The following is a 14,338-nucleotide window of genomic DNA, read 5'->3' as shown; positions in this document are numbered from 1 at the left end:
GATGACTTCCTCCGCAGCCGACGTGCTCGATCTCGACATCACCGGCATCGCCCACGGAGGCACCTTCGTCGCCCGTCACGAGGGACGCGTGGTCTTCGTCTCGGACGCGGTCCCGGGGGAGCGCGTCCGTGCCCGCCTGCTGGATCCGTCCCCCGCCGCCGGGGAGCCGGACACCCGGAGCTTCTGGCGCGCCGAGACGATCGAGGTCCTCGATGCCTCCCCGCATCGCCGGCCGCACATCTGGCCGGAGGCGGACGTCGCGCACGACCCCGCCCAGCGGCCGGGGGGTGCCGACCTCGGGCACATCGACCTCGACCACCAGCGTGCGCTCAAGCGACAGGTCCTCTCGGAGGCGTTCTACCGCTTCGCCGGTCCCGGCCTCGAAGCCCCGGAGATCGAGGCGGTGGAGTCCGGGGACGGGACGGGGTGGCGCAGCCGGGTGACGCTGCACGTCGACGACGGCGGGCGGATCGGCCCGTTCGCCGCCCGCAGCCACCGGGTCGTTCCGGTCTCGACCTACCCGCTCGCCCGCCCCGCGATCGCCGAGGCCGCCCTGGCCCTGCGGGGCGAGAAGGCCGGACGCATCGAGCTCGTGGAGCCTGCGGACGGCCGCGTGCGCATCATCCGGCACCCCGAGGCCGAGCGCCGGGCTCCCAGGGACCGCCGCCCTCGCCCGAAGCCCGAGGTGGTGCAGGAGCGCGTCGGCGACCGCACGTTCGACGTCGACGCCGGCGGGTTCTGGCAGGTGCATCCGCGTGCCGCCTCCGTCCTCGACGGCGCCGTGTACGGACTGCTGGACGGTCATGTGGAGCCGGACGCGACGCATTACGACCTGTACGGCGGTGTCGGCCTCTTCGCGCGGACTCTCGCCGATCTCGGTGGGACCGACATCGTCACCGTCGAGTCCAGCCGACGCGCGACCGCGCATGCCGCCGCGAACCTCGCGCCGCTCGACGTGACCGCCGTGACCGCACGCGTCGACCGCTTCCTCCAGCAGCCGCGGCGCGGAGGCGCGACGGGGGCGGTCGTGCTCGACCCGCCCCGTTCCGGCGCCGGCCGGGCGGTCGTGGAGGGCGTGCATGCGCTGGCTCCGTCCGCGATCGCCTACGTCGCCTGCGACCCCGTCGCCCTCGCACGTGACCTCGGCACCTTCCGGGGCCTGGGGTGGCGGGTCGACGCGCTCCGCGGGTTCGACCTCTTCCCGCACTCGCATCACTTCGAGGTCGTCGCCCTGCTCACCCGGTGAGCGCATTCCCGGTCCCGCGTCCGCGACTCACTAGGCTGTGGGCATGAGCACCGTCGCCCTCATCGACGACCACGAGTCCGTCCGCCTCGGCCTCGAGGCCGCGTGCGCCAGGGACGGCCAGACCGTCGTGTTCACCGGGAGCACGGTCGGCTCCTACCTCGTATGGCGGTCCTCGACGGGAGCTCCGCCCGCCGACGTGGTCGTGCTCGATCTCACGCTGGGAGACGGGACGACGGTGACGGAGAACGTCGTGTCCCTCGTCGCCGACGGCGCCAGCGTCGTGATCCACAGCGTCGCCGACCGGCCGGCCGCGGTCCGCGAGGCCCTGGCGGCGGGTGCGGCCGGTGTCGTCAGCAAGTCCTCCGCCCTCGACGACGTGCTGGACGCCATCCGCACCGTGGCGCAGGGCGAGGCGCTGAACAACGTCGAATGGGCGAGTGCGGTCGACGGAGACCGCGCGTTCGCCGATGCCCAGCTGTCCACCCGCGAGCGGGAGGTGCTCCGCCTGTATGCGACCGGCCTGCCGCTGAAGGCCGTGGCCGAGCGTCTCGGCGTCGCGTACTCCACCGCGAAGGAGAACATCACCCGGATCCGGGTGAAGTACGTCGAGGTCGGTCGGCCGGCACCCACCAAGGTCGATCTGCTGCGGCGCGCGATGGAGGACGGCATCGTGACGGCCGACGGGGCGCCGAGTGCCCGCTGAGCCGCTGAGCGTCCGCGACGCCTGGAGCAAGATCCCGTCTCCCGGCAGCGCGGAGAACGGCTTCGAGCGGTTCACCGGCAAGCGGATGGAGCGCATCCTCGCGATCGTGGTCGCCCTGGGCTCCGGCGTGCTCGGCGCGCAGGCGCTGATCGCAGCGGTCAACACGCTCTCCCGTCCGGACACCGCGCACATCGTGATGCTCGTGGCGGTCTTCGTGCCGCTCACCGCGATGCTCGTCGCCTGTCTGGTCGGCCGCGGCGTGCGTCTGGCCGCGGGGACGTTCGCGGTCGTGTATGTCTTGGCACTCGCGGCATGGCCTCTGGTCGTCGACCCCGCGGACAAGGTGGCGGGCGATCAGCCGTGGATCTTCTTCCTCGTGAACGTCGGCGTGGTGGCGGCGATGCTCGCCTTCCCCGTGCGGCTGCAGTTCGCGTGGGCCGTCGGAGTGCCGTTCGTCTACGGATACGTGCGTCTGGTGCAGGGGGAGTTCTCCCGGGAGTTCTGGGTGACGACGGCGTTCGACGTCTCCTTCACGCTGATCCTCGGCGTCGTGATCGTCTCGCTCGGCTGGATGTTCCGCTCGGTCGCCGCGGGCGTCGACGAGGCGCGGGGCACGGCCGTGGCCTCGTATGCGACGGCGGCCGCCGCGGCCGCCGCCGAGGAGGAGAGGGTCGCCATGTCGGCCCTCATGCACGACAGCGTCCTGGCAGCCCTCATCGCGGCAGAGCGCGCGGAGGGCGAGCGGGCACGGGAGCTCGCCGTGGCGATGGCCAGGGAAGCCCTCACGCGGCTCGCGAACACCGAGGCGGCGGTCGCGGAAGAGGGCAGCGACGAGCCGGTGGGGGCCGCGCAGATCGTCGTGGAGCTGCGGCGGGCCCTCTCCGAGCTGGGCGCGGACGCCATCGTGGAGGAGCGCGGCGGCAGCGGCCTCATCCCGGGGCGTGCCGCGCGAGCCCTCGTCCTCGCGGCGCGCCAGGCGATCGGGAACGCGGTCGCGCACGCGCATGGTCGCGGACTGCACATCCTCGTCGTCGGTCACGGTGACGAGGGCATCGCCGTGACGATCTCGGACACCGGCGGCGGCTTCAACGTCGACGCCATCGGTCCCGACCGGCTCGGCATCCGCGCCTCGATCCTCGCCCGCATGGCCGGTGTGGCCGGAACCGCGCACATCGCCTCGGACGCGGAAGGCACCGTCGTGACCCTCGGGTGGGAGCGCTCATGAACCGGACCGTGCGCAGCGTCGCGACCTCGCTCGCGGTCGGGTTCGCGCTGTACTTCGTCGCCCGGGGGATCTGGTGGATCGAGCAGCCGACGGCCCCGCTGCTCATGGTCCTGGCCATCGCCGTGTATCTCGTGGTGGTGAACGTCGCGATCCTCGGGAGTCCGGCCACGGTGCGGATGCCGCTGTGGTCGGCGCTCCTCGCCCTCGGAGCGAGCGCGATCATCCCGGTGCTGGTCACCCTCTCGCTGGACCCCGACGATCGAACCGCCCCGTTCGCCACCTGGTACATCGGCGCCCTCGGTCTGCTCGGCATCGTCTGTGTCGTCCGTCGCCGCGCGTGGGCGGGCTGGGCCACGCTGGTCGTGCTCGTGGTCGCCGCATCCCTCGCGCTGGGTCTGGGGGTGGCGCTGAACCTCGGAGTGGTGGGGTCGATCATGTGGGTCGCGGTCGCCCAGCTCCTAGTGATGTTCTGGGACCGCGCCGTGAGCGACACGGAGCGCATGTCGGAGATCCAGCAGGCGGTCTCGGCCTGGCACGCGACCCAGCGGGTGCGCCAGCGCGAGCGTCGCCTCCGCACCCAGTTCGCCCTCGCCGTCGCCGGTCCCGTGCTCAGCCGGGTGGTGGCGTCGCGCGGACAGCTCGACGACGATGAGCGGCTGGAAGCCCGGCTCGCGGAGGGGCGTCTTCGCGACGAGCTGCGTGGTGCGGACCTCCTGAACGACGACGTCCGCAACGCGATCGACGCCGCGCGCCGCCGCGGCGCCTCCGTGACGGTGTTCGACGAGGGCGGTCTCGACGGCGTCGACGAGGGCCGGCGCATGGAGATCCGCGACGAGCTCGCGTCGGTGCTGCGCAGCGCCGGCACGGGGCGCATCATCATCCGCTCCGCACGGGACCCGCTCGTCGCCGTCACCGTCGTCGGTCGCGCGGGCCTGCGGGCATCGGACGACGATTCCGTCGACCTCTGGCACGAGATCGCGAGGGAGCGGCGCGGGACGGCGTCCGACGCGCGGAGCTGAGAGTGGGCGAGGGGCGGCGAATCCGCCTGCCCCTCGCCGTGCGGACAGTTACCCGAAAACCGTCCGCTGGTGGCCGATCAGCGTCTGTCTACCCTGGGACAGAGAGACCAGCCGAACGCGAAGCGTCCCCTTCAGTCTGCGGGGTCGCGCAACGGTTGTCTGTAGGTATTTTGGGGGACAAAATCCGCGATCGGCTCAGCCGGCGAAACGTCCCCAGGGAATGTCGCGGCGTAGGGGCCGACGCAGCGGACGCTGCGTGCGGGTCCATGCCGAGACCCGTGGCTCCTCGACCGTCGCCTCCGCCTGCTCGTTCGCGTAGGCGTCCCCGAGCACGGCGATGAGGGCTGCGAGTTCCTCCTCGGTCGCGGTGCCGCGGGTGACCTCCAGCATCACGGGCGCAGGCATCGCCCCGTCGACGGCGGATTCCTGGCCGCTCACAGCGGGATGTTCCCGTGCTTCTTCGGGGGCAGCTCGGCACGCTTGCCCCGCAGGGCCCGGAGCGCCTTCGCGATCGCCACCCGCGTGTTCGCCGGCTCGATGATCCCGTCGAGCTCGCCGCGCTCGGCCGCGAGGAAGGGCGAGGCCACGTTGTACGTGTACTCGTTCGCGAGGCGGGTGCGGACGGCGGCGACGTCCTCTCCCGCTTCCTCCGCCTTGCGGATCTCCCCGCGGTAGAGGATGTTGACAGCGCCCTGGCCGCCCATCACGGCGATCTCCGCGGTGGGCCAGGCCAGGTTCACGTCGGCACCGAGCTGCTTGGAGCCCATGACGATGTACGCGCCGCCGTAGGCCTTGCGCAGGATCACCGTCACGAGCGGCACGGTGGCCTCGGCGTAGGCGTAGAGGAGCTTGGCTCCGCGCCGGATGACGCCGGTCCATTCCTGGTCGGTGCCGGGCAGGTACCCCGGCACGTCGACGAGGGTCACGATCGGCAGCGAGAACGCGTCGCAGAAGCGCACGAACCGGCTCGCCTTCTCGCCCGCCTCGATGTTGAGCGTGCCCGCCATCTGCGAGGGCTGGTTGGCGATGATGCCGACCGAGCGGCCCTCGATGCGTCCGAAGCCGATGACGATGTTCGGCGCGAACAGCGGCTGGACCTCCAGGAAGTCGCCGTCGTCCACGACGTGCTCGATCACGGTGTGGATGTCGTACGGCTGGTTCGGGGAGTCCGGGATGAGCGTGTTGAGCGTGCGGTCCGCGTCCGTGGTCTCGAACTCGAACGCACTCTCGTAGGACGGCAGTTCCGCCATGTTGTTGTCGGGCAGGAAGCCGAGGAGCGTGCGCGCGTAGTCGATCGCGTCGTCCTCGTCCTCGGCCAGGTAGTGCGCGACGCCAGAGCGCGTGTTGTGGGTGTAGGCGCCGCCGAGCTCCTCCATGCCGACGTCCTCGCCGGTGACGGTCTTGATCACGTCGGGTCCGGTGACGAACATCTGGCTGGTCTTGTCGACCATGATGACGAAGTCGGTGAGGGCGGGGGAGTACACGGCGCCGCCGGCCGCCGGACCCATGATGATCGAGATCTGCGGGATCACGCCGGAGGCTCGGGTGTTCAGGCGGAAGATCTCGCCGTACTTGCCGAGCGCGACGACGCCCTCCTGGATGCGCGCGCCGCCCGAGTCGAGGATGCCGATGCAGGGCATGCCGCCCGCCAGGGCGAACTCCATGATCTTGACGATCTTCTCGCCGGCGACCTCGCCGAGCGATCCGCCGAAGGTGGAGAAGTCCTGCGAGTACACGGCCACGGTGCGGCCGTGGATGGTGCCGACGCCGGTGACGACGGAGTCGCCGTACGGGCGCGAGCGGTCCATGCCGAACGCGGTGGTGCGGTGGCGTACGTACTCGTCGAACTCGACGAAACTGCCGGGATCGACGAGGAGCTCGATGCGCTCGCGGGCGGTCATCTTGCCCTTGGCGTGCTGCTTCTCCTTCGCCTTCGTCTCGGCGTCGACGACGGCCTCGGTGTAGCGAGCGCGCAGATCCGCGATCTTTCCGGCGGTGGTAAAGGGGTCGGGCTTGTCCGTCACGGATTCCACCCTAGCGTCGGGTCCGCGCCGTCCGTTGGATGATCGGCACAACGGGGCGGCGGATCCTTTGGCGAGGTGCGCGCTCCCTCATTCGGTGGTCGTGTCGGAACCGGGTCGCGGTGGCAGCCCGTGATCGCCGTCTCCGGGACCGGCGTCGAGTTCCTCCGTGGGGTGCTCACGTCGGCGACCGGCGATCTCGCCGACCCGGTGCCCGACCCATCCCGCGCCGCGCGCCACGGTGCCCGCGGCTCCTGCGACCGCGTTGCCGGCGTAGCGCGCTCCTCGCAGCATCCGCAGCTCCACCTTCTCGGCGCCGGGGATGGGCTCCAGCTCGGCGGGGGGGGGGAGGGGCGCGGCCCCGAAGGCTCGGTGGGAGGTGGTGAGCACGCGGCGTCCGAGGATGTGGTTGCCCGCCCCGCCGATCGCCGCGCCGATCCCGAAGGGCATCGCCTTGCCGATGAAGGAAGCCCCGCCCTTGGCTGCGAACTGCTTCACGAACATCCCTTTGAGCTGGTCGACGAGCGGCCCCACGGCGGCGCGGGGGAGCGACTTCGTCACCAGCTCGCCCCAGTACGCCGACCGGCTGCTGCCGCGACCGGTGGCCTGCCGGGCGAGCTGTCCGACGAGGTCGACGCCCTCCTTGCCGAGCATGAGGGTCATGACGAGAGCGCGGGCACGGTCGGGGTTGCCCACCGCGATGCCGTGCACCTCGGCGACCGACTGCGCGAAGAGGGCCGTGGATTCCACGAACCCCACGGTCTCGACGCCGGAGAGCGCGAGGGTGATCCCCGTGCCGATACCCGGCACGACGGCGGTCGCCCCCACCGCGGCTCCGCCGGTCGTGACGGCCGCGAGGTAGCGGCGCTCCAGGATCCGGATGATCTCGTCGGGGGTCGCGTGCGGGTGGCGGAGCCGGATGCTGCGGATGTGGGCGAGCACCAGCGGGCGCTGGATCGAGAGCACCCGGTCGAGCCCGCGGACCATCATCGGGTGTTCCTGGGAGCCGACCGGCGGCACACCCTTGTCCCACGGGGCGTCGTCCGGCAGGGAGTGGATCTTGTGCACCTTGGGGGCCATGTGCCGATCCTATGAAGCCCGTCCGCGAAAACACCGAGAGCCCCGGTCCATGGCGGAACGGGGCTCTCGGAGGGGAACGTCACACGAAGAGGTTCGCGCGCTCCAGGTCTTCCGCGAAGTCGACCTCGACCGCGTACAGGTCGGAGACGTCCATCGGCTCGAGCAGCAGGCCGTCCTCGGCGATCGCCAGCTCAAGACCCCGCTCGAAGTAGTCCTGGTCCTCGACCCGCTGCAGCTGGCGCATGAACGCCTTCTTGAAGCCGGAGGAGATGTAGTTGATGCCGACCGCCTCACCGAGGCCGCCCTTGACGGACTTCGACAGCTCCTTGATGAAGCCTTCCGCGGTGACGGTGTACTTCACCTCTTCATCGCTGACCTTGGCGGTGTTGACGGTGACGAACGACTGGTCACGCTCGATGTACGCGGCGGCGCGACCGAGGATCATGGGGTCGAAGACGACGTCGCCGTTCATCCACAGCACGCCGCTCTTGCCGGTGGCGCTCAAGGCGCGCAGCAGGCTCTTCGAGGTGTTGGTCTCGTCGTAGCGGTCGTTGTGGACGTAGTTCACGGAGGGGAAGGCCTCGATGATGGTCTCCGCGCGGTAGCCCACCACCGTGGTGATGCGTGCGTCGGATCCGAAAGCGGCCCGGATGTTGTCGTGCTGCTGGCCCATGATCGTGCGGCCGTCGTTGAGCTCGGTGAGCGGCTTGGGCAGCGCACGGCCGAGGCGGGAGCCCATTCCGGCTGCGAGGATGACGGTCTGAAGAGTCACGAATACTCCTAAGGAAGTTGTGTTCACGGTCGGTTCACCGACCAGACACTTCGTCGTGCCGGGAATCATGCTAGCGATTCCCCCTGAGAAGCCCGGGGCCAGGCGGGCCCCGTTGCCATTTCGTGATCGAGTACACACGCAATGCACAGGGACGACAACCCCCTTGCGAAACGCGCAGAGAAGGGGATCGGATTGCGGATTGTCGCGTGGGGCCTTGGCTCTCAGCCGCCCGTTGATACCGTAGGACGGTGACTTCCTCCCCTGATGACCCCACCCCCCAGGCAGAGGGAGCCGAGACTCCGACCGAGGCCTCCGCGCCCGCTCGGAAACCGGCCACCAAGAGATCTGCCTCGTCCTCCGCCGGCGCGAAGAAGACGACCGGAGTGAAGTCTTCCGCGCCGAAGTCGGCAGCGGCGAAGACCGCTGCCTCGAAGAGCACCGCTGCGAAATCCACCTCAGCGAAGACCGCCGCTACGAAGTCCACGAGCCCGAAGTCCACGGCGGCGAAGGCCGCCGGTACGAAGGTCGCTCCGGCGAAGACGACCGGTGCCAAGGCCGCTCCGGCGAAGTCCACGGCAGCGAAGTCTTCCAGCCCGGCGAAGTCCTCGACGGCGTCGAAGACTCCCGCGGCGAAGACCCCCGCGGTGAAGAAGTCGACCGCCGCGCGGCCCGCACCGACCAAGGCTGCAGCCGAGAAGGCGGCCCCCACGTCTGAGGTCGTGGTCGAGCCGACGCCCGCAGCGAGTGTGGATCCCGCGGCCGCTCGCACGGCGTCCGCCGCCCGGGCGGCCGCGGTGAAGAACACCGCCGCGCGGACCACGAGCCCGAAGCGTCCGTCGGCGACGACCACGAAGCCGAGCACGGCTGCCGCCAAGACGACGGCGGCCAAGGCGGCTGCCGCGAAGACGGCCGCCGCGAAGGCATCCGCGGCCAAGACGACGGCCAAGACCGCCGCCGCCAAGACCGCTGCGGCGAAGGCGGCTGCGGCCAAGGCGGCTGCCGCGAAGGCCGCGGAAGCCGCGGCCGCGGAGGCGAAGGCGGCAGAAGCCGAGGCTGCCGCGGAGGCGCAGCCCGACGAGCCCAGCACGACGCCGGCGCCGACCGTGTCCGCACAGGTCGGTGAATCCGACACCGCGTCTGCCGAGGTGGCGACGTCGGACGACGACACTCCCGAGTCGGCGACGCGCGTCGAGGACCCCACCGCCATCGCGGAGTCCCCCTCGACGGAGTCCACGGTCGAGACATCGGACACCGCACTCCCGGTGACGAAGGAGCCTGCGCTGGAGGACAGCCGTGTCGCGGACGTCGAGGTCGTCGAAGTGGTCGAAGGCGTGACCGCCGAGGAGCCGCCGGCCGAGGTCGTCGGGGCGGAGGCGGCGGAGCCCGCCACCGAAGCCATCCGGATCCGCGGTCTCGTGAAGCAGTTCGGCGAGAACCGCGCGGTCGACGGCATCGATCTCACCGTGCCCGCTGCCTCGTTCTACGGAATCGTCGGCCCCAACGGTGCCGGCAAGACGACGACCCTGTCGATCGTCGCCGGCCTCCTGCGCGCGGACGAGGGCAGTGTCCTCATCTGCGGCATCGACCAGGCGAGCGAGCCGCTGGCGGCGAAGCGCGTGATGGGCGTCCTGCCGGACCGGCTGCGCACGTTCGACCGCCTCACCGGCCGGCAGCTGCTCTACTACTACGGGCTGCTCCGCGGCCTCGCCGCCGACGTGATCGAGAAGCGCACCGGCGACCTCGCCCGGGCCTTCGATCTCGGCGACTCCCTTAACCGGGTGGTGTCCGACTATTCGGCGGGTATGACCAAGAAGATCATGCTCGCGGGCGCGATGATCCATTCGCCGCGCGTCCTGGTGCTCGACGAGCCGTTCGAGTCCGTCGATCCGGTCTCTTCCGCCGTGATCCTCGACATCCTGCGCGCCTACGTCTCGCACGGCGGCACCGTGATCCTGTCGAGCCACGGAATGGACCTCGTCGAGCGCGTGTGCTCCCGGGTGGCCATCATCGTCAACGGCGAGGTGCTCGCCGAGGGCACGATCGACGAGGTGCGCGCGGGGCAGACGCTCGAATCGCGCTTCGTGGAGCTCGCGGGTTCCAGCGGAGAGGTGGAGGGACTCGAGTGGCTGCACACGTTCTCCGACTGAGGTTCGCGCTTCTCCTGGGCGCCCTGCGTGGGGAACACCGGGGGCGCACCCTGCTCTCCTTCGGCGCCGTCATCGCGGTCACGGTGGTCGTCTGCGTGGCGGTGTTCAGCCTCGGCGACGCGCCGGTTCCCGTCTCCCAGGCGGTGACAGTGCTCGGCGGTGCGGCCGTCTTGCTCGGCTTCCTCGTGGGGCCGTTGCTCGTGGGGGCCGTCGACCAGCTCGATCCGCGGCGCTTCGCGGTGTTCGGGGTCGACGAGCGGAAGATGCCCGGAGTCCTCGCGATCGCCTCACTGATCAGCGTGCCCAGCCTTGCGCTCCTCGCGGTCTACGTCAGCGTGACGATCGTCGCCGTCCGCGCCGGTGCGCCGTGGGTGCCGGCCGTCCTCCTGGCGGCGGTCGGGCTGCTGTCGACCATCCTCCTCTCCCGAGTCGGGATGGCGCTCAACGCGCTGCTGCTGCCGGAGCGTCGATCCCGCGAGCTGACCGCGCTGTTCGCCCTCGCCTTGATCGTCATCGCCTTCCCTGTCGCGGTGTTCCTCGGCTCGCTCCGCTGGGACGGCGAGGTGCCGGCATCGTTGGCGACCCTGACCTCGGTGATCGGTTTCACCCCGCTCGCCGCGTCGCCGGCGGCGATGTTCGCCGCGGCCGCCGGTGAGACGGCTGCGGCCTGGGTCAGCGGACTGATCGCCGTGGCCACCCTGGCGTTGCTGTGGCTCGCCTGGACCTGGTTCGTGCGGCGCCTGCTGACGACGACGGAGCGTCCGGTGGCGGCACGCGAGCGCACCGGACTCGGGTGGTTCGCCCTGCTGCCCTCGAACGCCTTCGGCGCCATCGCCGCGCGAAGCCTCGTGTACTGGCTCCGCGACCGTCGGTACATCATGAACATCATCGTGGTGCCCGTGGCGGGCGTGCTGACCGTGTTCCCGCTGATCGTCGCGGGCGTGCCGGTCGAGATCGCCGCGCTCGTCCCCGTGCCCGTCATGGCCCTCTTCTTCGGATGGCTGCCGCACAACGACGTCGCCTACGACTCGACCGCCCTCTGGACGCACGTCGCGAGCGGCGTCCGGGGAGTCCCGGATCGTCTCGGGCGCCTGGTGCCGGTGCTCCTGGTCGCCGTGCCGGTGCTGGCGATCGCCGTGCCGCTCTCGCTCGTGCTGGCCGGCCGCTGGGGTCTTCTCCTCCCGCTCGTCGGCCTCGGTGCGAGCCTGCTCTTCTCTGCTCTCGGCATCTCGAGCGTGGTGTCGGTGGTGGCGCCGTATGCGGTGTCCCGCCCCGGGGACAGCCCGTTCCAGCAGCCGCAGCGACCGACCTCCCGGGGGGTCTACGGCCCGGCGGCGGCATTCCTCGGTGCGATCCTCCTGAGCGTGCCGACCATGTGGCTGTTCGGCGCGAGCATCGTCGCCGATCCCGGTTTCGCGCCTGCGGCGTTCTGGGTCGGCATCGTCACCGGAGCGGTCGCGTTCATCGGCGGAGCCGTGATCGGCGGACGCATCTTCGAGCACAGCGGCGAGCGTCTGATGGAGTTCGTCGAGACGGCGTGAGACCCGCCCCGTCGAGGCTCGGACGCGGCTAGAATCACGGGATGAGTACTCCGCTGGACAGCCCCGATCAGGGCGGCGTGGCAACGCTTGATCGCGAACTGGAAGAGCTCCTCCGCGAGGAGAACATCGAACCGGGCGACCACGAGCGCTTCTCGCACTACGTCAAGAAGGACAAGATCCTCGAGTCGGCGATCACGGGCAAGCCCGTCCGCGCGCTCTGCGGCAAGAAGTGGACGCCCGGTCGTGATCCGGAGAAGTTCCCGATCTGCCCGACGTGCAAGGAGATCTACGAGTCGATGGTCGGCTGACCGCCGACCGCCGTCTGCGCCTCAGTCCGCCTCGACGTAGACCGTCGGGATCGCCGGGTCCGACTTGCTGAGTGCGAGCGCGCGCACCGGCAGCTCTTCGCGCACACGCAGGTGATGCGCACGGGCGGCAGCGGTCCCCGCCGCGCCCTCGTAGGCGGAGTCGATCTCGCCGCCGTCGACGAGGGTGACCTGGAGCGGTCGTCCGTCCGGGTGCTCGGCAGGGGTGTCGAGCGCCTCGAACCCGTCGGAGACGACGACGGTCTCCGCTGCGGCGACGCCATCGTCGACGGTGCGGAAGGCCGCCTTCCGCCCGCCGAACGACGCCTTGTCGGCCGAGGCCTTGGCGACCCCGATCCACGCCCCGTCGGCGTCCTGCCGGGCGACGAGCTTGTAGACCATGCTCGCGGTCGGATACCCGGAGCCGGTGACGACCGAGGTGCCGACGCCGTAGGCGTCCACGGGGGAGGCGGCGAGGGCTGCGATCGCGTACTCGTCCAGGTCGCTGGTCACCGTGATGCGGGTCTCGGTGGCGCCGAGCTCGTCGAGCTGTGCGCGGACCTCCGCGGCGACGATCGGGAGGTCGCCGGAGTCGATGCGGACGCCGCCCAGTCCGGTCCCGGCCACGCGGATCGCGGTCTCGACGCCGGTGCGGATGTCGTAGGTGTCCACGAGGAGCGTGGTGTCCACGCCCATGCTCTCGACCTGCGCCCGGAAGGCGTCCTCCTCGCTGTCGTGCAGCAGCGTCCAGGAGTGGGCGGCAGTGCCCATGGTCGGGATGCCCCAGGCGCGCCCGGCCTCGAGGTTGCTCGTGGCGCCGAAGCCGGCGATGTAGGCCGCCCGTGCCGCAGCGACGGCGGAGCGCTCCGCCGCGCGGCGCGAGCCCATCTCCGCGAGCGGTCGCTCTCCGGCGGCGATGCTCATGCGCGCGGCGGCCGTGGCGACGGCGGAGTCGTGGTTGAGCACGCTCAGTGCCAGGGTCTCCAGGACCACCGCATCCGCGAACGAGCCCTCCACCGTGAGGATGGGCGACCCGGGGAAGTAGAGCTCGCCTTCGCGGTAGCCGCGGATGGTCCCGGTGAAGCGGTAGCGCTCGAGGTAGGCGAGGGTTTCGGCGTCGACGACGCGCTCGTCACGGAGGAAGCGCAGCTCGTCATCCCCGAAGCGGAAGTCGCGCAGCAGGGCGAGCAGCCGTCCGGTGCCGGCCACGACGCCGAAGCGGCGCCCGCCGGAGAGCCGTCGCGAGAAGATTTCGAAGACGCTCGGACGGGAGGCGGTGCCGTCCCGGAGCGAGGCGGCGAGCATCGTGAGCTCGTAACGGTCGGTGAGCAGCGCCGTCGACGTGGTCATGCGCTCAGCTTAGTGAGGCCAGGATGCACGCGGCGCCGCGCACGCGGGTAGGCTGGGGAGTCATGAACGACGCGCCCATCGGGATCTTCGACTCCGGTGTCGGCGGGCTCACGGTGGCCAGGGCCATCCGGGCCCAGCTGCCCCGCGAATCGTTCGTCTACATCGGCGACACCGCCCACTCGCCGTACGGCCCCAAGCCCATCGCCGACGTGCGCCGCTACGCACTCGAAGTCCTGGACACGCTGGTCGACCAGGGGGTGAAGATGCTCGTGATCGCCTGCAACACCGCCTCCGCGGCCATGCTGCGCGATGCGCGCGAGCGCTACGACGTGCCCGTCGTCGAGGTGATCGGTCCGGCCGTGCGACGCGCGGTCTCGACGACGCGGAACGGCCGGGTCGGCGTGATCGGCACCGTCGGCACCATCGGCTCCCGGGCGTACCAGGACATGCTCGAGGTGAACGAGCGCCTGCAGGTGTTCACGGCGGCCTGCCCCCGGTTCGTCGAGTTCGTCGAGGCCGGCGTGACCGGGACCCCCGAGGTGCTGGCCGTGGCCGAGGAGTACCTCGCGCCGCTGCGGGAAGCCGACGTGGACACGCTCGTCCTCGGCTGCACGCACTACCCGTTCCTCCGTGGCGCCATCAGCTACGTCATGGGGGAGGGCGTGACCCTGGTCTCCAGCGACGACGAGACCGCGGGTGACGTGTATCGCCAGCTCGTGCGCGGCGATCTGCTGGCGCCGCCCGACGCCACCGCGACGTACGTCTACGAGGCCACAGGCGATTCCGCCGACGACTTCACGGCGCTCGCGAACCGGCTCATGGGCCGTGAGGTGCGCGACGTGCAGCTCGTCCAGACCGGCGTCATCACGCTTCCCGATTCCGCCCTCGACGCGCGCTGAGCCCGTCGCTCCATCCCCGACCGAGAGAAG

Annotated in this window: 13 protein-coding genes; 8 read left to right on the top strand and 5 right to left on the bottom strand. The window is 70.9% G+C overall.

What is annotated here, in order from left to right; translation table 11 throughout:
- Position 1 precedes the first annotated feature (1 nt).
- The 4 genes from B2W79_RS12545 to B2W79_RS12530 are packed head-to-tail and all read left to right on the top strand — an operon-like array spanning position 2 to position 4,193.
- A complete protein-coding gene (locus B2W79_RS12545) occupies positions 2 to 1,246 on the top strand; it encodes a class I SAM-dependent RNA methyltransferase (protein ID WP_292789959.1) in 1,245 nt (414 codons plus the stop codon).
- A gap of 43 nt (positions 1,247 to 1,289) precedes the next feature.
- Positions 1,290 to 1,949: a response regulator transcription factor gene (locus tag B2W79_RS12540; RefSeq protein ID WP_071329676.1), complete on the top strand. Its 660-nt coding sequence runs from the start codon at positions 1,290 to 1,292 to the stop codon at positions 1,947 to 1,949.
- Positions 1,939 to 3,174, top strand: coding sequence for an ATP-binding protein (locus tag B2W79_RS12535; protein ID WP_292789957.1), 1,236 nt, complete (start codon positions 1,939 to 1,941; stop codon positions 3,172 to 3,174). The genes B2W79_RS12540 and B2W79_RS12535 overlap by 11 nt, the downstream gene beginning before the upstream one ends.
- Positions 3,171 to 4,193 carry a hypothetical protein gene (locus tag B2W79_RS12530; protein ID WP_292789955.1) on the top strand — a complete coding sequence of 341 codons (1,023 nt, stop codon included), beginning with the start codon at positions 3,171 to 3,173 and terminating at the stop codon, positions 4,191 to 4,193. The genes B2W79_RS12535 and B2W79_RS12530 overlap by 4 nt, the downstream gene beginning before the upstream one ends.
- A 195-nt stretch (positions 4,194 to 4,388) precedes the next feature.
- On the opposite strand, the gene B2W79_RS12525 is transcribed toward B2W79_RS12530, so the two are convergent.
- The 4 genes from B2W79_RS12525 to B2W79_RS12510 all read right to left on the bottom strand — a co-directional run bounded on the left by B2W79_RS12525 (position 4,389) and on the right by B2W79_RS12510 (position 8,066).
- On the bottom strand, positions 4,389 to 4,631 hold the full coding sequence (locus B2W79_RS12525; RefSeq protein ID WP_313391135.1) for an acyl-CoA carboxylase subunit epsilon: 243 nt from the start codon (positions 4,629 to 4,631) through the stop codon (positions 4,389 to 4,391).
- Positions 4,628 to 6,217 carry an acyl-CoA carboxylase subunit beta gene (locus tag B2W79_RS12520; protein ID WP_371259856.1) on the bottom strand — a complete coding sequence of 530 codons (1,590 nt, stop codon included), beginning with the start codon at positions 6,215 to 6,217 and terminating at the stop codon, positions 4,628 to 4,630. The genes B2W79_RS12525 and B2W79_RS12520 overlap by 4 nt, the downstream gene beginning before the upstream one ends.
- A gap of 87 nt (positions 6,218 to 6,304) precedes the next feature.
- On the bottom strand, positions 6,305 to 7,294 hold the full coding sequence (locus tag B2W79_RS12515; RefSeq protein ID WP_292789952.1) for a hypothetical protein: 990 nt from the start codon (positions 7,292 to 7,294) through the stop codon (positions 6,305 to 6,307).
- A 79-nt stretch (positions 7,295 to 7,373) separates the two neighbouring features.
- Complete coding sequence (locus B2W79_RS12510; RefSeq protein WP_060923420.1) at positions 7,374 to 8,066, bottom strand: NTP transferase domain-containing protein; 693 nt, start codon at positions 8,064 to 8,066, stop codon at positions 7,374 to 7,376.
- A gap of 383 nt (positions 8,067 to 8,449) precedes the next feature.
- Between B2W79_RS12510 and B2W79_RS12505 the strand changes: the two genes are divergently transcribed.
- The 3 genes from B2W79_RS12505 to B2W79_RS12495 are packed head-to-tail and all read left to right on the top strand — an operon-like array spanning position 8,450 to position 12,062.
- A complete protein-coding gene (locus B2W79_RS12505) occupies positions 8,450 to 10,213 on the top strand; it encodes an ABC transporter ATP-binding protein (RefSeq protein WP_292789949.1) in 1,764 nt (587 codons plus the stop codon).
- A complete protein-coding gene (locus B2W79_RS12500; RefSeq protein WP_292789947.1) occupies positions 10,189 to 11,754 on the top strand; it encodes a hypothetical protein in 1,566 nt (521 codons plus the stop codon). The genes B2W79_RS12505 and B2W79_RS12500 overlap by 25 nt, the downstream gene beginning before the upstream one ends.
- Before the next feature lie 41 nt (positions 11,755 to 11,795).
- Positions 11,796 to 12,062, top strand: coding sequence for a DUF3039 domain-containing protein (locus tag B2W79_RS12495; protein ID WP_060923586.1), 267 nt, complete (start codon positions 11,796 to 11,798; stop codon positions 12,060 to 12,062).
- A 21-nt stretch (positions 12,063 to 12,083) separates the two neighbouring features.
- Here B2W79_RS12495 and B2W79_RS12490 read toward each other — a convergent pair whose 3' ends face one another.
- Entirely contained in the window at positions 12,084 to 13,409 is a 1,326-nt protein-coding gene (locus B2W79_RS12490; RefSeq protein ID WP_292789944.1) for a nicotinate phosphoribosyltransferase, read from the bottom strand.
- 62 nt (positions 13,410 to 13,471) lie between these two features.
- Here B2W79_RS12490 and murI point away from each other — a divergent pair, with 62 nt between their 5' ends.
- Positions 13,472 to 14,308, top strand: coding sequence for a glutamate racemase (gene murI, locus B2W79_RS12485; RefSeq protein ID WP_060923537.1), 837 nt, complete (start codon positions 13,472 to 13,474; stop codon positions 14,306 to 14,308).
- Positions 14,309 to 14,338 lie beyond the last annotated feature (30 nt).

It is taken from the genome of Microbacterium sp. UBA7513 (assembly GCF_002478345.1).
In the GTDB taxonomy this organism is placed as follows: Bacteria; Actinomycetota; Actinomycetes; order Actinomycetales; family Microbacteriaceae; genus Microbacterium.
Note: the sequence above shows the minus strand (reverse complement) of the source record. Positions and strands in the feature narration are given on the sequence as shown.